This is a genomic window from Dyadobacter sp. SG02 (assembly GCF_900109045.1).
Classification (GTDB): domain Bacteria; phylum Bacteroidota; class Bacteroidia; order Cytophagales; family Spirosomataceae; genus Dyadobacter.
On record NZ_FNYL01000004.1, the window covers coordinates 392,446 to 411,907 of the forward strand.

General features: G+C 48.9%; 19 protein-coding genes and 2 tRNA genes. 9 read left to right on the forward strand and 12 right to left on the reverse strand.

All coding sequences use genetic code 11. From position 1 onward, the window contains the following. Window positions 1–45: 45 nt before the first annotated feature. Both BMW93_RS11755 and BMW93_RS11760 read right to left on the reverse strand, forming a co-directional pair. Complete coding sequence (locus tag BMW93_RS11755; RefSeq protein ID WP_090375644.1) at window positions 46–1,947, reverse strand: alginate lyase family protein; 1,902 nt, start codon at window positions 1,945–1,947, stop codon at window positions 46–48. Beyond that, complete coding sequence (locus BMW93_RS11760) at window positions 1,944–4,043, reverse strand: bi-domain-containing oxidoreductase (protein ID WP_090375649.1); 2,100 nt, start codon at window positions 4,041–4,043, stop codon at window positions 1,944–1,946. The genes BMW93_RS11755 and BMW93_RS11760 overlap by 4 nt, the downstream gene beginning before the upstream one ends. 112 nt (window positions 4,044–4,155) lie before the next feature. On the opposite strand from BMW93_RS11760, the gene BMW93_RS11765 reads away from it, so the two are divergent. After that, the gene (locus BMW93_RS11765) at window positions 4,156–5,313 is read left to right on the forward strand and encodes a Gfo/Idh/MocA family protein (protein WP_090376252.1); all 1,158 of its coding nucleotides are present in this window, start codon (window positions 4,156–4,158) and stop codon (window positions 5,311–5,313) included. 57 nt (window positions 5,314–5,370) lie between these two features. Here the strand turns inward: BMW93_RS11765 and BMW93_RS11770 are convergent, their stop codons facing one another. The 5 genes from BMW93_RS11770 to ubiE all read right to left on the reverse strand — a co-directional run bounded on the left by BMW93_RS11770 (window position 5,371) and on the right by ubiE (window position 9,103). After that, window positions 5,371–6,501: a TlpA disulfide reductase family protein gene (locus tag BMW93_RS11770; RefSeq protein ID WP_090375652.1), complete on the reverse strand. Its 1,131-nt coding sequence runs from the start codon at window positions 6,499–6,501 to the stop codon at window positions 5,371–5,373. A 92-nt stretch (window positions 6,502–6,593) separates the two neighbouring features. Beyond that, window positions 6,594–7,262, reverse strand: a complete 669-nt coding sequence (locus tag BMW93_RS11775) for an ankyrin repeat domain-containing protein (protein WP_090375656.1) — start codon at window positions 7,260–7,262, stop codon at window positions 6,594–6,596. 237 nt (window positions 7,263–7,499) lie between these two features. Continuing rightward, window positions 7,500–7,574 (reverse strand) — tRNA-Val (locus BMW93_RS11780). A 123-nt stretch (window positions 7,575–7,697) separates the two neighbouring features. Further along, a complete protein-coding gene (locus BMW93_RS11785) occupies window positions 7,698–8,357 on the reverse strand; it encodes a porin family protein (protein WP_090375659.1) in 660 nt (219 codons plus the stop codon). A 23-nt stretch (window positions 8,358–8,380) separates the two neighbouring features. Continuing rightward, entirely contained in the window at window positions 8,381–9,103 is a 723-nt protein-coding gene (ubiE, locus tag BMW93_RS11790; RefSeq protein WP_090156021.1) for a bifunctional demethylmenaquinone methyltransferase/2-methoxy-6-polyprenyl-1,4-benzoquinol methylase UbiE, read from the reverse strand. 156 nt (window positions 9,104–9,259) lie between these two features. Here ubiE and BMW93_RS11795 point away from each other — a divergent pair, with 156 nt between their 5' ends. Further along, window positions 9,260–10,042 (forward strand): hypothetical protein, encoded by a 783-nt coding sequence (locus BMW93_RS11795; protein WP_090375662.1) that lies wholly within the window; start codon window positions 9,260–9,262, stop codon window positions 10,040–10,042. A 23-nt stretch (window positions 10,043–10,065) separates the two neighbouring features. Further along, window positions 10,066–10,650 (forward strand): hypothetical protein, encoded by a 585-nt coding sequence (locus BMW93_RS11800; RefSeq protein ID WP_090375664.1) that lies wholly within the window; start codon window positions 10,066–10,068, stop codon window positions 10,648–10,650. A gap of 14 nt (window positions 10,651–10,664) precedes the next feature. Here BMW93_RS11800 and BMW93_RS11805 read toward each other — a convergent pair whose 3' ends face one another. The 4 genes from BMW93_RS11805 to BMW93_RS11820 form a co-directional block, all read right to left on the reverse strand. Beyond that, window positions 10,665–11,333 (reverse strand): response regulator transcription factor, encoded by a 669-nt coding sequence (locus tag BMW93_RS11805; RefSeq protein ID WP_143061640.1) that lies wholly within the window; start codon window positions 11,331–11,333, stop codon window positions 10,665–10,667. A 19-nt stretch (window positions 11,334–11,352) separates the two neighbouring features. Continuing rightward, complete coding sequence (locus BMW93_RS11810) at window positions 11,353–12,138, reverse strand: sensor histidine kinase (protein WP_090375672.1); 786 nt, start codon at window positions 12,136–12,138, stop codon at window positions 11,353–11,355. Continuing rightward, a complete protein-coding gene (locus tag BMW93_RS11815; protein WP_090375675.1) occupies window positions 12,117–12,767 on the reverse strand; it encodes a hypothetical protein in 651 nt (216 codons plus the stop codon). The genes BMW93_RS11810 and BMW93_RS11815 overlap by 22 nt, the downstream gene beginning before the upstream one ends. A gap of 288 nt (window positions 12,768–13,055) precedes the next feature. Beyond that, a tRNA-Phe gene (locus BMW93_RS11820) sits at window positions 13,056–13,128 on the reverse strand. 225 nt (window positions 13,129–13,353) lie between these two features. Here BMW93_RS11820 and BMW93_RS11825 point away from each other — a divergent pair. From BMW93_RS11825 to BMW93_RS11840, 4 genes are all read left to right on the forward strand, one after another. Continuing rightward, on the forward strand, window positions 13,354–14,697 hold the full coding sequence (locus tag BMW93_RS11825) for a (Fe-S)-binding protein (protein ID WP_090375678.1): 1,344 nt from the start codon (window positions 13,354–13,356) through the stop codon (window positions 14,695–14,697). 13 nt (window positions 14,698–14,710) lie between these two features. Next, a complete protein-coding gene (locus BMW93_RS11830; RefSeq protein ID WP_090375680.1) occupies window positions 14,711–15,508 on the forward strand; it encodes a (Fe-S)-binding protein in 798 nt (265 codons plus the stop codon). A 90-nt stretch (window positions 15,509–15,598) separates the two neighbouring features. Continuing rightward, window positions 15,599–16,099 (forward strand): hypothetical protein, encoded by a 501-nt coding sequence (locus BMW93_RS11835; RefSeq protein WP_090375682.1) that lies wholly within the window; start codon window positions 15,599–15,601, stop codon window positions 16,097–16,099. A 46-nt stretch (window positions 16,100–16,145) separates the two neighbouring features. Beyond that, complete coding sequence (locus BMW93_RS11840) at window positions 16,146–16,628, forward strand: gliding motility lipoprotein GldH (protein ID WP_090375684.1); 483 nt, start codon at window positions 16,146–16,148, stop codon at window positions 16,626–16,628. Window positions 16,629–16,637: 9 nt separating this feature from the next. Here BMW93_RS11840 and BMW93_RS11845 read toward each other — a convergent pair whose 3' ends face one another. Beyond that, on the reverse strand, window positions 16,638–17,855 hold the full coding sequence (locus BMW93_RS11845; protein ID WP_229240380.1) for an AI-2E family transporter: 1,218 nt from the start codon (window positions 17,853–17,855) through the stop codon (window positions 16,638–16,640). Between BMW93_RS11845 and BMW93_RS11850 the strand changes: the two genes are divergently transcribed. Together BMW93_RS11850 and BMW93_RS11855 are read left to right on the forward strand one after the other, a co-directional pair. Beyond that, window positions 17,854–18,663, forward strand: a complete 810-nt coding sequence (locus tag BMW93_RS11850) for a hypothetical protein (RefSeq protein ID WP_090375688.1) — start codon at window positions 17,854–17,856, stop codon at window positions 18,661–18,663. The two genes, BMW93_RS11845 and BMW93_RS11850, sit on opposite strands and share 2 nt — an antisense overlap. Before the next feature lie 87 nt (window positions 18,664–18,750). Further along, a complete protein-coding gene (locus BMW93_RS11855) occupies window positions 18,751–19,461 on the forward strand; it encodes a response regulator transcription factor (RefSeq protein ID WP_090375691.1) in 711 nt (236 codons plus the stop codon). Window position 19,462: the final 1 nt, after the last annotated feature.

Below are 19,462 nucleotides of genomic sequence, written 5' to 3' on the forward strand. Positions count from 1 at the left end.
TCGACAGGATTGACTTTCATTCTTGTACGACACAAACAGAATTGGTCACGCTCGACTTTCGATAACCGTCTGTATAAAATTCCCACCGCTTTCATACACCATAACATCGCATTCAGACTTTTCTCCGTAAACCTCAGAATACCACCCGTTTTCTAACACTACTGGAATTTCAAAACCTTGTTCATCGACAGCTCCAATACGAAAATCGTCCAAAAACCCTTCATCCGGATGCCATAACTGGCGGATTCGCATTCCTTTCGGCACATTCAGAACCCGATCTTCAACCAGCCAATGCAATTGATCCGCTTTCTTGACAACTCTTCGTCTGTGAACAATGCCCTTGCCTACATGCCGGAACCCTTCGAATTCGGTTTCAATCCAAAACCCGTCATCGGCAGTGCCCGATTTTCCCTTCGCATTCGTAATCCAATGCGTCCAGATAAACCGGTGTTGTTTTTGCATTTGATCGAAGTTTTCGATCATGATGGTGTTATGCGAGCGCGTGCCGGAGAAATAGCGGGTCGATTCATCGTCGGCGTTGTAAAGCCAGGTACCGGCGTCACGCAGGATGTTGCGGCCATTTATCCAGATATCGAGGTGGTTATGATCGGCTTGAAAGGGACGGCTGTAATAGTTTCCGCAGCGTAGAAAAGTAACAGTAGCAGCATCACGAACAACATAATAACCTTCTTCCCGAAAATTAAAAACTCCGTCCAGTATAGCTTCCATCTGTTCTTCCGTATCTATTGTCTGTCCGGCTCCGAGCCATTCCTTTTCTTCATTCAAAACTGCATCGGATTCTTTCAGGCGATATAGAACCGACTCCAATGCGATCAATTGAGGCCTGAAATCTCGGAAATCGCACTCGGAAAGCGGGAAGAACAACGCTCCATCGTTGTGTCCATAATGAGGTAATCTGCCGTTCGATTCATCCATACAAATGCGTAGAAACCTCAAAGACGCATCGGCTTGCTCATAAACCGTTTCAGAAAACCATTCGTTATTGAACTCTGCTAGTTGTATGGCCCAAGTCATCAGTTGAATAACTACCCTGTGATAATTCATCGAAAATTGAAGGTATGTACCCTCGGGAGTAATTTGCGAGCAGATTTCGCGCTCGAACAAACGCTTTCCATGGCTTCGCCATCGCTCACTTTCCGGAAAACACGGAAATTGCAATCCGGTGGTAAAAAGCCCCAACGCCTCAGTAAGCAAATGATTATTCCGAACCGCGATTTCTGAAAACCTGATATTGGTGGCAACATGACACATTTGATCGTAAATGCTGCTAAGAATCCTATCCAACAACAACTGATTCAATGTTTGTGAGAGGCGGTAATAATGCAGTGCAAAAGTCCAATTCAATACTCTTAGCGCAATTTCCTGGCTGCATTTCCAGTTTGGGCCACAATTGACAGGGTTTTTGTCGATCCAATCCGTGATCAACTCAAAAACTTTTACTGACTGGTCTTCGGAAAAATGAAAATCATAACGAATGAGATCGTACAAAAACGTGAACCGCGATTTCTCCCATACATACTTGATATCGCCCGTCTTCGGAGAAAGGTCATTAACTCCAGACCAATGCTGGTATTTCGGGTAAACAAAGCCGGTCAGTGGATTTGTATGCCAATCCGCTACTTCGAACCAATGATTGCTGAAATACCGAAACCTCCCCTTATTCATTTGGTCAACCCGCCATTTTAAGCCTATAATGCCTGCATTCCTTTCCACAGTCAGTTTTTCGGGGTCGAACAGAAATGCCGGCTTATGGTTCCGCCATTCCCGAATAGTCATCAGCGAACGTCTGGTAGCCCTTTTCGGAAAGCGCAATTTCAAAATGCCGGTTTTAGCTTGTAACCAATATCTGGCCCTGAACAGCACATAGCGCCAGCCCATTTGCCGGCCAATATGCCAAAGTAGCGTTAAATGTCGCAGCGCTTTCATGGTACTTTCACCCAGCTGCCCGTCCACATACTATCCCGTGCCGCCAATGTCGCCAGGCTTGAATTCCAGATGTCTTCCGGAGGCATTAACGGCCCTTTTCCAATTGAAATGCATTCAAAAAGCCTGTCGAATTGCTCGCGATGACCCTTCCCGGCATTTACTTTCATTTCTGAAAATCCTTCGAAACCGTAGCCGCGCAGTATTTTGTAATCATCCAGAATCATCGTCCGCCCGAGCGAATGTATCTCGATCCGCTCCTTTGGATAACTGCTATGGCCATTTGAAAAATAGTGGACAGCGCCCGTGGAGCCATTCGCCAGCTTCAACAGCACGCTTGCATTGTCGGAACTCATTTGGCCGTTGAAAGTCGGCGTGTTCGTACAAACTTCGGTAATACTGCTCCGTGCCAGCCAGGCGATCAGGTCTATGAAATGGCATGCCTCACCCACCAGCCTCCCTCCTCCCCGCGCATTGTCGTGTATCCACGCATTACGCGAGACATAGCCTGCATTGACGTTAATCACGACATTCATCGGGCTACCTTCCAGCAGTTCCCGCAACCTCGTGATATGCGGCGCATATCTCCGGTTAAAACCTACTGTGAGCGAAACCGGAAACAATGCATTTTGGAGTGCTGATTTGACCTGTGTAATCCCCCAGTCATCAATGCTAAGCGGCTTTTCCACAAAAACATGCTTCCCCGCGCGAATCGCGTCTGCCGTGATGGAAACGTGATGATCGTGCTGTGTCGCGATAATGACCAGATTGACTTCATTGTCCGCCAGAATTTCCCGGTAATCGGTAGCGACCAATGGAATTCCATACTTTGCCGCTAGCTCAGCCGCTTTTAAACCGCCTGAGCTGGCGATGTATTTGATGCATTTGCCACGAAGGCAAGGCAGTAATGTCATGCAAGCAAAATTTCCCGCACCAATCACCGCCGCGACTACCTTTTGTACCTCGAACGCATCGCCCGGATTTCGAATGACCGTTTCGCCAACTTCACATCGACCGCTGTAATCGATCACTATTCCGAGCGAACGATTATTTTTCTCATAAATACCGGAATAGTTTTCAAGCGGAACAATGTTCGAAATCAACGGTTTTACGCGGAGCGAGCCGTTGCCCAGCAACCGCAGAATTTCGTGGAAATTGCGGTTTTCCGTCCAACGGACGTATGGCAAAGGATAATCGATGCCTCGCCCCTCGTACGTGTGATCGTAGCGTCCGGGCCCGTACGAGCACGAGACCTGGAATGTCAATTCTTTAGAGTAAAAATCAGTGCGGTTCAGATGCAGAGGAACATCGCCTATGAGCACTATTTTGCCCCTTTTCCTGCAAATAGCGGAGGACATTGAAATGACATGACGAGATTTGGAAGAAGCGGTGATAATCACGCCATCCATTTCACCGATTTGCTCTCTTATTAATGCTTCGGTAGAATTTGCCAGATTAACGGCAACGATCCCTTTTTCGTTGGCGATCTGTCGCCGGCTTTCGTCAGGTTCGACGCCTATTACCTCGCACCCTAGCGCGCGCAGGATGTCGACGACCATCAAACCTATTAATCCCAATCCCACCACCGCCACACGCTCGCCTAATGCGGGCGCCAGCAAGCGTACACCGTGCAGACCTACCGTGCCCAGAACCGTGAATACCGCCTCTTCGTCGGGCACATTGTCGGGAACCCTGGCCACCAGGTTGACCGGCACGCAAACCATTTCGGCATGTGGCCCATTACTGATCACCCGATCGCCGATTGTGAAACCTTCTACACTTTCTCCAATTGCTACTACTTCGCCCATATTGCAATACCCCAACGGCAGGAGTTGATCCAGCCTGCGGAGCACCGAGCGGGTCGTTTTCCAAAAGCCATCGGTTCTGATTTTGTCGATTACCAGGCGGAGTTTGTCAGGTTGTTGTCTGGCTTTGAACAAAAAGCCGGCTTTGCTGAATGCGATCAGCATTCGTTCGGTGCCTGCGGAAACGAGGCTCTTGCGGCTTTTGATGAGCAAGCAGCCCTCCCGGGCAAGCGGAACGGGGACATCCAATAGCAACGTTTCTCCCGTCCGGAGGTTCTGGGCAAGTTGTTTCATGAAATAGTGTGTAGTTTGAGTAAATATCCGTAGTTGGAATTTACGAATTAAATCCAATCATCAAGATTTGATAATTTTGACAGATACAATCCTTAACCACACAAATTCGCTGATGAAAAAGCAGATCAATATCGGTATAGTAGGTTACAAGTTTATGGGCCGGGCGCATAGCAATGCCTGGAAAAAAGCGCCGCTATTTTTCGACACCCTCTCGACGCCCGTCCTGAAAGTGGCTTGCGGACGCCACCAGGAGTCTTTATCCGAATTCGCCGAAAACTGGGGTTGGGAAGAGACAGAAACCGACTGGCAAAAGCTTGTTGAAAGGCCCGATATCGACATTATCGACATCGCATTACCCCAAAACCTGCATTATGAAGTCGCACTGGCTGCGGCAAAGGCAGGCAAGCATATTTTCTGCGAAAAACCGCTTTCGATGGACAGCGAACAGGCCGCTGAAATGCTGAAAGTTTGCCAGGAAACCGGCGTGAAGCATTATCTCAACCACAATTACCGCAGAACACCGGCCGTAGCGCTTGCCAAAAAGATGATCGAAGAAGGTAAGATCGGCCGCATTTTCCACTGGCGTTGCGCTTACCAGCAAGACTGGATCGTCGACCCGTCGTTCCCGCTTACCTGGCAGCTTAAAAAGGAAACCGCCAAAGCCGGTCCGCAATGGGATCTCAATTCTCACGCCGTCGATCTCGCGCATTTCCTCGTGGGCGACATTGTTTCCGTTTCCTCTCTGACCGCAAATTTCATCAAAGAACGCCCTATCGCAGACGAAACCGCCACCGGAAGCCTCACAGGCGCATCCAAAGGCGACGAAATGGGCGAAGTAACCGTCGAAGACGCCGCATTGATGATGGTCAGGTTCCAAAATGGCGCCATAGGCTCATTCGAAGCGACGCGTTTCGCAACCGGTCGCAAAAACCGCCTCACATTCGAAATTTACGGTAGCAAAGGCAGCCTCGTTTTCGATCTCGAACGCATGAACGAGTTGCAATACTATTCCAACGACGACGCAAAAGGCGAGCACGGCTTCCGCACCATCCTCGCTACCGAATCTATTCACCCGTATGCCGGCCACTGGTGGCCCGCCGGGCACATTATCGGCTATGAGCACGCATTCGTGCACGCGGTAGTAGATTTCCTGGATGCCATTGACAACGATACTGAAATCAAGCCGGACTTCGCGGATGGTTTGAAGATTATCCAGGTGCTGGAAGCCGGGTTACGTTCAGCGGAGACGGGGAGCGAGGTAAGGCTTTAATTTATGAAGGAAAGGTAGGAAGGGGAAACTATTTTTTTCCCTTCCTACCTACTACTCTCACTTCAAAAGCGCCGCCACTTTTAAATCCAGCGCATTCTCTCCGGTATTGTAGCCGACGTGTTGGTCGATCACTTTACCATTTCCATCAAGAAGTACCCAAATCGGAATGGTTTGCAAATTATATTTCTTGTCCAGCTTCGCATAAGTTTCACCGAGAGGCAGCAGAAATTGTTTCCAGGGCATTTGCTCTTTTTGCATTGCTTTTTTCCAGGCATTCTGATCCTTATCCACCGAAATGCTAACCACATTCAGTTTCTCCCCTTGGTTTTTATGAAGCTTTTTGATCTGCGGGATTTCCATTCTGCAAGGTCCGCACCAGCTCGCCCAGAAAACAATCAGGTTATGCTTGGAGGAATCTACCAGCAATTCTTTCACAGATTTATCATCGGCGGTTTTTAATGCAACTTCCGTCGGGAAATCGCTTCCTGTTTTATTGTCGTAATCCAGATAGGCTTTTAAGGCAATATAACCCGGGTTTGAATGCAGTTCAGGGTCAAAAAGAGATAGTAAGAGTTTCGCTTCACCGGCGTCAATCGCTGATTTACTGAAATTCAAAGTACGCAGCAATTCAAGCGAGTAGGAGTTCTTTTTAACCAGGGAGCGGTTATAAGCGTGGTTATCGGCAGCATTCTTTAAGTCGCTCTTGAAATTGTAATGGTGAAATAACACGCTGGTTTGTCGGTTGACCTTATCCATGTTAAAAACCACTTCCTTATTTTTTGGAGTAAATACCCGAATCGTGTCGAGTTGTAGCTCCATCACACCTCTTTCGGCATAGAAGTTAACCTCACTCGTTTTCTTGAAATAGGGATTTTTATAGCCAACCAATTGATGCGGCCACTCGGGATTCCCGGTTTCAAAAACAATTGCTGCCCTAAACGGGACGAAATCCCTGCCGGTTTTGACCTTGAACTCAAACTTGCCGCCTTTCACAACCGCGGTATCCTCGAAATTGCGGGTTTCGGCATTGCCCAAATATATTGTCTTCCCTTCCAGGAATGTGCCAGCTCCCCGTAAATCTCCCCGTACCACTATCTCCCGACCATCTCCGCAAGCCAACAACGTAAAAATCATCAAAAGCACGCCCACCGTTCCGGAAAGGGCACGAGCAATCCGATTGTTTTCCATAGCGCATTAACAATTAGTTGATTAACAATTGTAACCACTTTATTATAGAAAACAAAATATAGAATAAAATTATATATTGTAGTGAGGGAAGTCTACTTCGAAAGTATTTTTGCTATTTCCACAAAGCCACGGCTTTTGGCATGTTGCAAAGGCGTAATACCGTCATGATCGGGAATTCCGAGATCCGCATCGCCGTCTTTCAGCAGCTGTACAAATTCCTGATACTTTTTGCTTCCATCACCTAAGACAATAGCCTCCATCAGGGCCGTCCATCCCAAACGATTTACGTGATTGATCGGAAATCCTTTGGTACCAGCCAATACTTTTACAGTTTCCACATGCCCGCGCTCACAGGCAGGAATCAATGCAGTGCCGTTGTATCGATTAAACACATCGAACCGGGCGCCGTGGGTAAGAAAGAGTTTAACCAATTCCGCTTGTCCGGTTGCGCCGGCATAAAGAAACGGGCTGTCGTGGATGTCGTCCTGCAAATTCACGTCTGCGCCTTTTTCGGTAAGTAGCCTTGCCATTTCTGCGTGTCTGTTGATGGTAGCGAGCAAGAGCAAAGACTGTCCTTTTGCATTCCTTGTATTTACACTAGCGCCTTTGTCAAGCGCTTTTTCTACGCCCTCGGTATCGTTTCGCGTAACCAGTTTAAGAATGTCCTCCTGTTGCATAATCATATCATTTGTTACCGGCTGATCTTTCGCGTTGCAGGACGCAAACCCGCCCATTAATGCCAGCAGCAATAATGCTTTCATAGCCTTAATTGATTAGTTGAAAATTATGGTAACAAGGTAACGCGAATTTCAGGCTGCTCCTTTGTGGAATAGATGCTGATACTTGGAAGATTTATAATTGGTTGAGTTGAGGGATTCGAACCGCGCGGCGGACCGCGGCGATGGCCGACCACCCCGACCCTCTGCTTGTAAGCGAACGTCGCGCAGGCAGATGCTATGGACAAAAACGAAAAAGCATCGATTGCTCGATGCTTTTTGTGGGAGTTGAGGGATTCGAACCCCCGACCCTCTGCTTGTAAGGCAGATGCTCTGAACCAACTGAGCTAAACTCCCTTTTTGTTTTCCTTTGTTTTCCCGTCGTTTGGGAGTGCAAATATGTGCGACTAAATTGAACTCTGCAAATATTCTTGAAAAAAAATTTAAAATATTTTTTAACCGCCTGAAAACCAGTATTCGCTATTCGAAATTCAAATAGAGCGTTACCGTGTGGGTGCGCATGCGGCTGATCCCATTGCCTACGGAATTTTTCCCGGGGACGAGCATATTGGTCAATCCGTGCGAAAAACGAAGCTCCGGCGCGAATTTGAAGAACTCGAAGAACTGTTCGTAGCCAATGCCGTAATCGATGGAGAAGTCGCTCGACTTCGTGTCGAGCGCATTCGCCCCACCACCCCGGTTGCGCTTGACGTTCGTCTCGATCCCGAGCGTCACGCCCGCGAGCATGTACATGCGCGAGTTGACCCTGCGTAACGATTTGTATTTTAGCAAGAGCGGCACTTCTATCCATGTCGACTCGCGCTTTTCCGTACGGTCGGTGCCGTTGGGATAACTGAATTTGACATGCCGTTCATAAAGCGAAACCGCAGGCGTTGTGCGCAGGTCGAAATGCTCGTTCAGGTAGGCATTAATGGTAAATCCCATGCGAAATGCCGCATTGGTGGGCGACTGGACCAAAAATGCCGAATCCTTGGCCACAAAGTCGTTGCTATGCTTGATATTGAACCGCGTGAACGGGACTGCGAAAAGAATACCGTAATGGATCGGCTTATCGTCGTAATATTCGAGGTGCTTCCGACGGTAACCGATGCCCTGAGATTGGGCCTCCTGCGCCGCCATGAGCAACGCAAGGATGCCGATGATTACTTGTGTCCGACGTAAATTGAACAGATCCCGAAGGTAAGTGATATGCATTTGGTATTTATGAAACCTGCTTTTTTATAAATATCAAGAAAAGCTTCCCCATCCGGAAAGGCCTGTACCGACTCGGGCAGATAGGTGTATGCCGCGCTGTCTTTCGAGACCGTTTTCCCTATTATTGGCAATATATATTTGAAATAAAAATTGTAAATCTGCTTGAACGGGAAGCTTTTAGGCTTCGAAAACTCCACCACCACACACGTTCCGCCCGGCTTCATCACGCGGTTCATCTCTGTCAGTCCGGCCAGCAAATTCTGAAAATTGCGTACTCCAAACGAAACGATAATCGCGTCAAAATAATTGTTTGCAAAAGCCAAACTTTCCGAGTCGCCGCTTTGGAGGGTAATCACGTCCTGCTTGCCCAGTTTCGCGATTTTCTCCCGGCCCACCGCCAGCATTCCTTCCGAAATATCGACGCCGATGATCTTCTCGGGCTTCAAGGCAAGCGCCTCGATCGCGAAGTCGCCGGTACCGGTCGCGATGTCGAGAATAACCTTCGGTTGTTGCTTTTTGAGCAGTTTGATGGCCCTTTTGCGCCAATATATATCTACACCGCCACTCAGGACGTGGTTCAGCAAGTCATATTTCGGCGAAATGTTGTCGAACATCTCGGCCACCTGCTCCCGCTTGGTCCCTTCTTTATCTTTATAGGGTACTACACTCATCTTTGTACTGTATTTTTCAACTACAAGCAAAACTAACAGATATTTACGGTTATCACACGGCGGGCCGGTATCTTATTGGTTCTACAAAAGGTGACCAAAATGAAAAGCGTACGTATCAATGGTTGAACAAACATTCCGTATCGATCATTTCCAGCCATGCGTTACATTTTGCTCCTTACCACCTGCGCCCTTGCCGGCATAACCTTCGCGCAGCCTGTCCGTTACCGCTCGCCGAACGGCATCAGTAACAAGAAAAATTACGATCGCCGCACGACCAACCCCTATTTTCTGAGCCTGCGGTGCGGCCTCACGCAGTTCTACGGCGAATTGAATGCCCAGGCGATGCACGGAATCGCCGGAATAGGCATTGGGAGGTCGCTTAACAAACAATTTGCCATTCGGTGCGATTACAATGCGGGAAGCATTGGCGGCGAGAAAAGGTCCTTTTTTAACTCCTGGTTTGCAAATGAATACAATAGTGTGGAATGCCTCGTAAAATGGGATCTTACGGAGCAGTTCAGCGAAAGAGAACCCGGCCCGGCGCACATTTCGGTCTTGGCGGGACTAGGCCAAATCTGGTTCAGCGCCAATGCTTTCGACCTGGACAACAATCAATTATTGCGCTTTACCAACAGCCAGCAAAGTGCCCGAAACCCGCTTTTTTTGCGTTGGGGACCGCCAAAAGGACCGAAAGGTATCAAAAAAACAAGGGAAGGAATATTGCCGCTCGGCACTTCCGTGGATTATGCTTTGTTAGAAAAATTGAAAATTGCATTTGAATACCGCTTCTATTTCGTGCGGACCGACAAGCTGGACGCTACCTCGGGAAGGCGGCTGATTAACCCCGAAGAAAGCGAATCTTACAGCGACACGCCGAACGATGCATTCAGTTTCATCGCGGTATCATTGCAATATCATTTCGGCAAAAAGAAAAATTGAATGCCTGTTAACATTGTTAAATAATGATTTCTACCACTGTTAAATACAAACTTTACCCTTCGCTGCTAAGCTGTTTCGACCGGTTTGAACGTGGCTACATTAGCGAGCAGGAACTCCTCGACCGCATTAACCGCGTACCCGTGCCGCAAACGGAAGCTCAGTTTCGCGGTGTATCGTTCGAAGATGCGGTGATTAAAGGCATTGGTGAAGAAACATTTGACCCGGAAATCCTCTCGAAAGTGCGCTCGTACCTGCCGCGTCCGATGCTGAAAACGCAGGTTTACTGCGAGTATCAGCTGAACGACAGCCTCATTTACGGGTACGTGGATGTGATTGGAAAGATGCTGGCCGTGGATATCAAAACCACCGGAAATTACCGCGAAGGCAGCTTCGCCAAAAGCCACCAAAACTTTTACCTACCCGCATTACGCACGAAGGGTATCCGAAGCCTGCGCTACGTGATCACCGATTTCAAGGATGTTTATATCGAAGAATATGACCAAATGGCTGACCTGAACTATCAGGAGGAACAGACCGCTCGCTTTTGTGAATTCCTTGAGACCTACCGCGACCGCATTACAGACCTACGCGTATTTGCCCGCATTTAACACTGATAACCAGTCTAAAAATCGAGCAATTGATATTTCACAGCAAAGATCGCCAGGCTTACCGAATTGCTGGCGCCGGTTTTTTCCAGCAGGTTTTTACGGTGTCCTTCCACCGTTCGGTAGCTGATAAACAGCTCCTCCGCGATTTTCGCAGTGTTGTATCCCTTGCAAATAAGCGCCAACACCTCCATTTCACGGTCGGTAAGGCCTACATTGAGCGAGGGAATGGCCACTTTGCTGCGGGCAGGCTTAATGTCCCCCGCCTGCAATCCCTGTCGCATTACCTGCGCAATGTCGTCGTTGATATAATATCCTTTCGTCACTACTTGCTCGATAGCTTCGCTCAGAATGCCCTGGTCGATGTCCTTGGGCAGATAGCCGTGCACGCCTACGCGCATGAGCTGCAATATGTGCTCGGGGGAGTAGTTCATGGAAAGAATGATGATCTTTAAGTTCGGGTACTGTTTTAGAAGGACACCGGCTACTTCTTTTCCATCCATACCTTTCATAAAAAGATCCAGCAGCACCACGTCTGGCGAGGCGCCTCCTATTTCTTCCAGCAATTCCTCGCCAGATGCGGCTTCCAGAACTACCAGGTAATCTTCATTCCGGGACAGAATCTGGCCTAATCCCTGACGGAACAGCTTGTGATCGTCCGCTATCGCTATTTTTACCGGTTTCAATTGGATCGTTGAGAAAATGTTAAACGGGCATTTCAATTTTAAATCGGGTGCCTTCACCCGGAGCGGAATTCAGTTCGAGTTTTGCACCCAACAAGTCGGTGCGGGTGCGGATCGTGCTCATTCCCATCCCGGCCCCCTTTCGACCGGAAAGCATATCGAACCCCTTGCCGTTATCGCTCATGAGGAGGCTCAGTTGTGAGCCGCTACGGTGGAGATCGAAGGTAATTTCACTCGCTTCGGCATGCTTGACCACGTTCCCGATCACCTCCTGGATAATGCGGTACAAAATCAGTTGTTGATACGACGAGAGCAACTCTGCCGGGTCCTCGATCGCGCAACGGATTTCCATTCCGGCATCTTCCATCCGGCGCAGCAATATTTTGACGGCGCCCGCGAAGCCGAAATTTTCGATAATCACCGGCGACAGGTTATGCGCGATCTGCCGTACGTCCTTCACCACATCCCCGATAATCTGTCCTGAACGCGCTGCCAGGCCCTTCATTTCCTCTGCTGACTTTTCGTATTGTATCTGGTTTACAAACAAACGGACGGCCGATAACGACGCCCCCACCTCATCGTGCAGGTCGCGCGCGATGCGCTCCCGCTCATTCTCCTGCGAGGCCACGATCGATTCGAGGATCTTCTTCTGATGCACCATCTCCATTTGGTGCAGCCGACTTTGCTGGAAATGCAGCTTCCGCTGATAAAGCAACACAAAAATGACGATCGAGAGCGCCATCATCACCATAATGCCGATCCCGCCGAACAGCAGCTGCGCAAACTCTATTTCCCCCGGCCTACCCATAATGCGATCGCGTAAGTAATGTACAGCATATAATTCATCAGCGCGTGGATCACCCAGATCTGGTCGTTCAGATTTTTGGAATACAGCAAAATGAAGTTCATAAATATGAAAATCAGGAAGTTCCCCGAAAAGAACAGCAGTAACCCTGCCGACACCCAGAAGAAAGGCTCAAGCAGCAGGTTTTGCACTTTCAATTCCTGAAAAACTTTATAGAAATACGACAGTGCGAAAAAGATCACGACCACACTTTCCATCGACCGTCCCGCATTATCGATCCACACCGACTGCCCCTGCTGCCCCAATTCACGCACCAGTACGATGGCCGTAAACGTTGCCAGCATCCAGCCACGAAAGATCGTCAACCACTTCTGATCGAGCACCAGACTGTACATCCAGGTCAGCAATACGAATTCGACCGTGATATAAATCGGCCAGAGAAATAGGTTGGATACTTTAAAAAACCAGAAAATGCGCGAAATACTCTCGATGAGCAATGCAAAGAAGATCAGCCAGCACAACAGTTTCACAGACCGATCGGCCCCGCGGTACCTCCTTAAAGCCATCCACGCCGCCACAAGCACGGGCAGGTACGTAAAAAGCACGATCAGTTGCTCCCTGGAATAATGCATGGTATTAGCCTGATGAAGTTTAGGAATGCGGATTGCCCGAACGACTCCCACTCGGAAAACTGCTCGGGAAATCAACTAACGGAAACGAATGCGGCACCAAATGGCCGGTGAATTTTCTGAGAGGGAGGCGCTGATCAGGCCGGAGGTAAATTAGTGGTTAACCTAAAAAGAAAAAAGCCGTCGTGGTTATAAATCAGAAGAGCTTATTTAGCGGTAATTTCCAGGCTGCGGCGCAGAAAAACAAAAAAGCCTTGACAGTTAAACTATCAAGGCGTAATGCATTTTGGGTGGTGATGGACGGAATCGAACCGCCGACACATAGATTTTCAGTCTATTGCTCTACCGACTGAGCTACATCACCGTTTCAGTTGGTACCTTTTGGGACTGCAAAAATAGATGTCTGTTTTGGCTTTGCAAATTTTTAGATCAAATATTTCTCAAATAGTTTTTTACAAATTTGTATTGTGCTGATTATCTTTTATTTAATTCCTGAACATATTAATTTATACCCGATCCATTTGCGCCGAAATGCATTTTTATCATACCTTGTTAGTATGCAAGCATACCAAAACAGCCCTATTTCGCTATGGCGATCATACAGCAAATCATCTTTATAGCCGCTCTCGGCGCGACGGCCTGGCTGATATTCCAGCGGGTCGGTATTATCGGTAAAACGATCCGGCTCGGGAAGGATGAGGACCGCACCGACCAGCCGGGCAAACGGTTGTCAATAATGCTGCGGGTCGCTTTCGGGCAGAAAAAGATGTTCGATCGCCCGCTGATCGGCTTCCTGCATTTCGCCGTTTATGCAGGGTTTATACTGATCAATATTGAAGTACTGGAAATCATACTGGACGGCATTTTGGGTACGCATCGGATATTTGCCGGCCCATTAGGCTCTTTTTACGGTGTTCTGATCGGCTTTTTTGAGCTGCTGGCATTAGGCGTACTCATTTCCTGCTCCATTTTCTTCATCCGGCGAAGCCTTCTGAAAGTGGAACGATTCCAGCCATCGCGCCACCGTGAAATGAACGGCTGGCCGCAGCTGGACGGCAAGCTGATCCTTGTTTTTGAAATCGTATTGATGCTGACGATCCTCAGCATGAACGCCGCCGACAGCGCACTACAAAACCTCGGCAGCGCGCATTACCCGCCCGCGGGCGATTTTCTGATCAGCCAGTGGATGAAACCACTCTTCGCAGGATGGAACGAGGGGGCATTAATCGCGTACGAGCGCATTGCGTGGTGGGTTCACATCATGGGTATTTTCGTTTTTGCCCTCTACCTCACTTATTCGAAGCATTTGCACATTGCCCTGGCGTTCCCGAATACCTATTTCTCCCGTCTGGAACCGAAGGGCGAAATGAAGAATATGCCCGAGATTACCCAGGAAGTAAAAATCATGCTGGGACTCGAAACACAAGCGGGCGATGCGGCAGTACCGGAGCGGTTCGGTGCGAAGGATGTGGCGGATCTGAGCTGGAAAAATCTGATGGACGCATATTCGTGCACCGAATGCGGGCGATGCACAGCCGCTTGTCCGGCTAATATTACCGGTAAAAAATTGTCGCCGAGGAAGATCATGATGGACACGCGCGACAGGCTGGAAGATGTGGGGCGCAATATGTCAGCTAATAAGGGCGAATTTGTACCGGATAGCAAAAGCCTGCTTGGCGACTACATTCTGGAAGAAGAAATCCTCGCGTGTACCACGTGCAATGCGTGCGTGCAGGAGTGCCCGGTGTTGATTAACCCGCTCGATATTATCCTGCAATTGCGCAGGCATAAGGTCATGGACGAAGCGCATGCGCCGGGTTCATGGAATATGATGTTCCAGAACCTCGATACTAACCAGGCACCATGGAAATTTTCTCCCGGCGATCGGTTCAACTGGGTCCAGGGCCTGGAAAAGAATTCAACAGAGTCATAAAAGCATTACAAATATGAGTGAGCTCGCATACCGGGTGCCTACCATGGCCGAAATGGCGGCGAATAACGAGACGCCCGAAGTTTTGTTCTGGGTAGGATGCGCCGGGTCGTTCGACGACCGGTACAAGAAGGTGACGGTCGCTTTTGTAAAAATACTCAACAGCGCCGGGGTGAAATTCGCGGTGCTTGGCACGGAGGAGAGCTGCACGGGCGATCCCGCGCGCCGGGCGGGCAACGAGTTTACATTCCAGATGCTCGCGATGTCGAATATCCAGGTTTTGGATATGTATAATGTCAGGAAAATCGTCACGGCCTGCCCCCATTGTTTTAATACACTTAAAAACGAATACCCTGCATTGGGCGGAAATTATGAAGTACTGCATCATTCGGAATACCTTCAACAGCTGATCGACGCGGGCCGCGTGCGTTTGCAGGGGGGCGAGGTATTTAAGGGAAAGAAAATCACTTTTCACGATTCGTGCTACCTTGGCCGGGCGAACGACGTGTACGAAGCGCCCAGGCATGTACTGGAAGCGCTGGATGCAGATCTGGTCGAGATGAAGCGCTGCCGCACCAAAGGCTTGTGTTGCGGCGCAGGCGGCGGACAAATGTTCAAAGAACCCGAGCCCGGCAAAAAAGACGTGAACATCGAGCGGATCGAAGAAGCCTTGCAGACGGGCGCCGATACGATTGCCGTGGCTTGCCCGTTTTGTATGGTAATGATGACCGACGGCGTTAAAAACAAAGAAAAAGAGCAGTCGGTGAAAGTGTACGACCTTGCCGAGCTGATCGCGCAGGCAAAAGGTTTGTAACCGGTTGTTGCGAGAACTAAGCCGCTAGCACGGTTGTTTTAAGGTACCAATACAGTAAACCGTTTCACCGGCAATTAACCCTTTTAAGTCATGTACATCCCTTTTAGTGATATCGATTTTCAAGCCCGCGTCTGGGTTTATCAGGCCAACAGGGAGCTGACGCCTTCAGAAACAGGCATTATCACCGAAACGCTCAAAGCCTCCCTCGACACCTGGGAAGCGCACGGCAAACCACTCACCGCCTCAGGAAAAATATTCGAACACCGTTTCATCGTGATCGCCGTGGACGAACGCGACGAGTTGCCGAGCGGCTGCTCTATCGACAAATCGGTGCATTGGTTGCAGGAAATCGGGCAGCGGATGAACATCGATTTTTTCGACCGCTCGTTGGCTTACCTTGATGACAATGGTCACGTGCAGACGATCCCGGTGCCGAAAATCAAGCAGGCGATCATTCAGGAAACGATTCAGCCTACGACTACGATTTTTGACAACCAGGTGGCCACGAAGGCCCAATGGATGAATGGATGGAAGACTTCCGCGTCCAATTCATGGCTGAACCGTTATTTTACGGAGCAAACCAGTTTATAAAATCGATAAACAGGTACTTTTGCATTTCAACATATCAGAGTCTTTCATGAAGTTCATCCGGCTGGCTGTCGTCGTATTTTTTGTATCCCTTTTATCAGGTTGTGATAAAAATGTCGTCTACAAAGCCCACGAGGACATTGATGACGGACTCTGGTATATTAAAAATAAGCCTTCGTTCAAGGTCGAGATCACGGACACCACGCAGGCTTACAATTTGTATTATGTTTTGAGAAATGCATTGCAATATCCTTACTACAACCTCTACATCACCCGCAACTTCGCCGGGCCGGACGGAAAAGTGATTTCCAATACACTGGAAGAAGTTTTTATTTCCAATGAAATCACAGGCAAACCATATGGCAACGGTCTGGGCGATTTATTCGACCATAAAATCCCTTTCCTGAAAAACTACCGCTTCCCACGGTCAGGGACTTACACATTTACGATTTCACAATCCATGCGCCAGAACCCGCTGCCGTTTATCATCAGCGTGGGTGTCAGTGTGGAAAAAGTGGTTGTGAAAAAATAACCAGGCGTTTTACACAGCCGGAGCGGGAGGAACGTCTCCTTCGGGCCTTTTCTTCGGCCTGTTGCGGTGCCGACGATAAGGTTTTTTCTTAAACTCCTTGACGGCAGCAGCCTGCTCTCTGGCCAGATCGGCCTTTTCTTCCGCTACTTCGTGTACAGGCTCGCCCAAGAGGAAACCGTAAGGTTCGAGGCTCGGGACACTGTCCATGATAACTTTCAGGATGGCGGTAACCGGCAGTGCGAGGATCAAACCGGAGAGGCCCCACAGCTGGCCGCCGAGGAACAATGCCACAATGGCCGCTAATGGATTGACACTCACCTTCGAGCCTACAATGTGCGGTGTGATAAAATTGCCTTCCAGAAACTGCACAAAGCTCATTACTCCTATCACCCCCAGCGCATACCAGGGCGAATCCATCGTGACAATGCTCAGCAAGGCGGGCAATATCGAGCCGATCAGGATGCCGATGTAGGGGATCAATATCAGGAAACCAGCCAGAAAACCGAAGAATATCGCATGCGGAACACCCAGGAACAGCAAACCAATGCTGTTGAGCACGCCTACGATCAGGATTACCAGGAACAGGCCGGAGAGGTAGCTCTGGATTACCTCATAGATTTTTTTCAACAACACATTCAAATCCTCGTTCGGTACGCTGCGGATGGCTTTGTGGACAAACATCCTGAAAAAATCGCGGTAGAGGAGAAAGAAGAATATGTAGAGCGGGATCAGTATAAATGTGGAAATAGCCCCGGTAGTGGTTACCAGCGTGTTGAGCAGCACCGCGCGGCCTTCGCTCAATGCATTGATCAGGTACTTTTTGGCTTCGCTTACCTGCTGCGTACGGCTGATATTCAGGTAACGTTCGCCCATGGTGAGCGTCTCGTCGAGGATTGCCTCAGCTTTTTCGGTAATGCGCGGAAGCTCTTCGGCGAAGCTGCCTATTTGCATTGAAACGACGTAAACCAGGATTACAATCACCGTAAATAATGCAAGAATGCTCAACAGAATGGCGCCTATCCGCGGTACTCTCCGCACTTCCAGCCATGCACATACGGGGTGCAGCAGGATTGCCAGCAATATCGAGAACGCCAGCGGGATGATCGTTTCGCGGAGGATGTAGAGAATATACACCGTCGCAATGAGCGCTACAAGCGAACTGGCTAGCTTTAAGTACACAGGGGTTTCCCTATCTTTGTCCGGAAGAGGACGCAACGTTGAATTCATGAACAAGTTGATATATCTGTGGTTAGCGGTCAAAACGGTGTTCTGTACCTGTCAGCCCGATCACAGAACCAATGATTTTAAGAAAGTTAAAGCACATTACAAAAATAGCAAAATTGGAAAGCTTCCGGCGGTGGCGTCGGAAAGTTCGGGACTGGCTAATGGAAAGCAGCCAGGTACGTTCTGGACGCACAACGACAGCGGGGGCAAACCGGAACTCTACCTGTTCGACCTTAGCGGCAAACTCCTCGATACAAAAGCCGTTCCCAACTCCAAAAATATCGATTGGGAAGACCTGACGCGGGACGATAAAGGCAATATTTACGTCGGCGATTTCGGGAATAACACTTCACACCGCAGTGCATTCGACATTTACCGTTTCGACCCGGAACGCAATGCCAGCGAACGCATTACCTTTCGCTACCAGCGCACTCCGCCCGATTGCGAGTCCTTTTTTTATCACCGGGGAAGTTTATATCTTTTTTCAAAAAACTGGGGCAAAGACAAATGGGTGAAAATGTACCGCCTGCCCGCGGAAACCGGCGACCATACCATCGCGGCTTCCGACAGCATCCGCATTAATGCACAGGTTACCTCGGCCGCCATCAGCCCGGACGGTAAAACATTCGCCCTGCTGACTTATGGGAAAGTACTGCTGTTCGAAACAGCCGGGGATAACATCGATTTCAGTAAACCAAAGGGCTGTTTCCGCTTTTCAAGGAAGCAAACAGAGGCCATTGCATTTTTGAACAATACCGATATGCTGATTACCAACGAGCAAGGTGGAGTCTATCGAACTACTTTTCGCTGATGTTATGTTTGTGTTAACAATAGATTTGTTCATATAATGTGAACATCACATCTGCTAATTTCGAATCGCGTTTTAACAAACAAAACAATGAGCACTGCTAAATCTGCAAATTCGGCTCCGAAAGTACTGGTAGTTGACGACGATTCCGATATAGTTGAATTGCTGGAATATAATTTAACCAAGGAAGGCTATTCGGTATTAACTGCTTCCAACGGTAAGAAAGCCATCGACATTGCCAAGGCATTCGTGCCCGATCTCATCCTCCTCGATATCATGATGCCCCAACTCGACGGCATCGAAACTGGCAGAATCTTACGCCAGAACCCCGACATCAAAAACACCTACATTCTCTTTCTGACGGCCCGTTCCGAGGAATATTCGGAAGTCGCCGCGTTTGAAGTGGGTGCCGACGACTATATTACCAAGCCTATCAAGCCGCGTGCATTGATGAGCCGTATCAACGCATTATTCCGCCGCGAAGCGCAAAAAGCGGAATCGGGTGATACGATCGAGATTCTTGACCTGTCGATCAACCGGAAGAACTATACGGTAACGCAAGGCGGTGAAAAATCGACTGTGTTGCCTAAGAAGGAATTTGAATTACTCTTCTTCCTGGCGCAAACGCCCAATAAGGTTTTCAGCCGCGACGAACTCTTGCAAAAGATCTGGGGAGCCGATATTTATGTACTCGAAAGAACCGTTGACGTACACATCCGCAAGTTGCGCGAGAAGCTGGGCGACAGCTATATCAAAACTTTGAAGGGCGTGGGCTATATGTTCAGCAACGAGCGGGAATAAC

What these genes read in the sequence shown, in the direction of transcription:
- BMW93_RS11755 (WP_090375644.1), bottom strand. Translation starts at nt 1,947, where the DNA reads ATGAAAGCGCTGCGACATTTAACGCTACTTTGGCATATTGGCCGGCAA.
- BMW93_RS11760 (WP_090375649.1), bottom strand. Translation starts at nt 4,043, where the DNA reads ATGAAACAACTTGCCCAGAACCTCCGGACGGGAGAAACGTTGCTATTG.
- BMW93_RS11765 (WP_090376252.1), top strand. Translation starts at nt 4,156, where the DNA reads ATGAAAAAGCAGATCAATATCGGTATAGTAGGTTACAAGTTTATGGGC.
- BMW93_RS11770 (WP_090375652.1), bottom strand. Translation starts at nt 6,501, where the DNA reads ATGGAAAACAATCGGATTGCTCGTGCCCTTTCCGGAACGGTGGGCGTG.
- BMW93_RS11775 (WP_090375656.1), bottom strand. Translation starts at nt 7,262, where the DNA reads ATGAAAGCATTATTGCTGCTGGCATTAATGGGCGGGTTTGCGTCCTGC.
- BMW93_RS11785 (WP_090375659.1), bottom strand. Translation starts at nt 8,357, where the DNA reads ATGGCGGCGCAGGAGGCCCAATCTCAGGGCATCGGTTACCGTCGGAAG.
- ubiE (WP_090156021.1), bottom strand. Translation starts at nt 9,103, where the DNA reads ATGAGTGTAGTACCCTATAAAGATAAAGAAGGGACCAAGCGGGAGCAG.
- BMW93_RS11795 (WP_090375662.1), top strand. Translation starts at nt 9,260, where the DNA reads ATGCGTTACATTTTGCTCCTTACCACCTGCGCCCTTGCCGGCATAACC.
- BMW93_RS11800 (WP_090375664.1), top strand. Translation starts at nt 10,066, where the DNA reads ATGATTTCTACCACTGTTAAATACAAACTTTACCCTTCGCTGCTAAGC.
- BMW93_RS11810 (WP_090375672.1), bottom strand. Translation starts at nt 12,138, where the DNA reads ATGGGTAGGCCGGGGGAAATAGAGTTTGCGCAGCTGCTGTTCGGCGGG.
- BMW93_RS11815 (WP_090375675.1), bottom strand. Translation starts at nt 12,767, where the DNA reads ATGCATTATTCCAGGGAGCAACTGATCGTGCTTTTTACGTACCTGCCC.
- BMW93_RS11825 (WP_090375678.1), top strand. Translation starts at nt 13,354, where the DNA reads ATGGCGATCATACAGCAAATCATCTTTATAGCCGCTCTCGGCGCGACG.
- BMW93_RS11830 (WP_090375680.1), top strand. Translation starts at nt 14,711, where the DNA reads ATGAGTGAGCTCGCATACCGGGTGCCTACCATGGCCGAAATGGCGGCG.
- BMW93_RS11835 (WP_090375682.1), top strand. Translation starts at nt 15,599, where the DNA reads ATGTACATCCCTTTTAGTGATATCGATTTTCAAGCCCGCGTCTGGGTT.
- BMW93_RS11840 (WP_090375684.1), top strand. Translation starts at nt 16,146, where the DNA reads ATGAAGTTCATCCGGCTGGCTGTCGTCGTATTTTTTGTATCCCTTTTA.
- BMW93_RS11850 (WP_090375688.1), top strand. Translation starts at nt 17,854, where the DNA reads ATGAACAAGTTGATATATCTGTGGTTAGCGGTCAAAACGGTGTTCTGT.
- BMW93_RS11845 (WP_229240380.1), bottom strand. Translation starts at nt 17,855, where the DNA reads ATGAATTCAACGTTGCGTCCTCTTCCGGACAAAGATAGGGAAACCCCT.
- BMW93_RS11855 (WP_090375691.1), top strand. Translation starts at nt 18,751, where the DNA reads ATGAGCACTGCTAAATCTGCAAATTCGGCTCCGAAAGTACTGGTAGTT.